The organism is Arthrobacter sp. 2YAF22_2, assembly GCF_052114645.1.
Lineage (GTDB): Bacteria > Actinomycetota > Actinomycetes > Actinomycetales > Micrococcaceae > Arthrobacter.
In genome coordinates, this window is sequence record NZ_JBFRFD010000775.1 from 1 (window position 1) to 1,090 (window position 1,090).

The following is a 1,090-nucleotide window of genomic DNA, read 5'->3' on the forward strand; positions in this document are numbered from 1 at the left end:
CGCCCCGGTCCAGCAGGTCATGTCCGCCGGCGCCACCGCCGACCCGGTCAAGGACTACCTGAAGCAGATCGGCAAGGTCGCCCTGCTGAACGCCGAGCAGGAAGTCGACCTGGCCCTGCGGATCGAGGCCGGGCTCTTCGCCGAGGAAAAGATCAATGCCGACGACGGGTCCATGGACCCGAAGCTCAAGCGCGAGCTTGAATTCGTCATCCACGACGGCAAGCGCGCCAAGAACCACCTGCTGGAAGCCAACCTCCGCCTCGTGGTTTCGCTGGCCAAGCGCTACACCGGCCGCGGCATGCTGTTCCTGGACCTGATCCAGGAGGGCAACCTGGGCCTGATCCGTGCGGTCGAGAAGTTCGACTACACCAAGGGCTTCAAGTTCTCCACCTACGCCACCTGGTGGATCCGCCAGGCCATCACCCGCGCCATGGCCGACCAGGCCCGGACCATCCGCATCCCGGTGCACATGGTGGAAGTCATCAACAAGCTGGCCCGCGTCCAGCGCCAGATGCTGCAGGACCTCGGCCGCGAACCGACCCCGGAAGAGCTGGCCATCGAGCTGGACATGACGCCGGAAAAGGTCGTGGAGGTCCAGAAGTACGGCCGCGAGCCCATCTCGCTGCACACCCCGCTCGGCGAGGACGGTGACTCTGAATTCGGCGACCTGATCGAGGACTCGGAGGCTGTGGTTCCGGCCGACGCCGTGAGCTTCACCCTGTTGCAGGAACAGCTGCACTCGGTCCTGGACACGCTCTCCGAGCGCGAGGCCGGCGTGGTGGCGATGCGCTTCGGGCTGACCGACGGACAGCCGAAGACTTTAGACGAAATCGGAAAGGTCTACGGCGTAACGCGCGAACGCATCCGCCAGATCGAATCGAAGACCATGTCGAAGCTGCGCCACCCGTCCCGCTCCCAGGTCCTCCGCGACTACCTCGACTAAGCACGGGGCGGCACCCCCACCAAGCCAACGCGGGGTCACTTCCGGCCCAGGACCCTCGGATCCATGGACCGGCAGTGACCCCGCGTTGTGCCTTGCCGCGTAGTGCCTTGCCGGCAGGTTAACGCAGTAGGGCCCCTCCTCGCGGAG

The 1,090-nt window shown here is 65.8% G+C and carries 1 protein-coding gene; it reads left to right on the top strand.

The window, feature by feature from the left end; genetic code table 11:
- Window positions 1-943 (top strand): RNA polymerase sigma factor (locus AB4Y86_RS19465; protein WP_441403756.1); only part of this gene is annotated, 943 nt, incomplete at its 5' end.
- Between the last annotated feature and the right edge of the window lie 147 nt (window positions 944-1,090).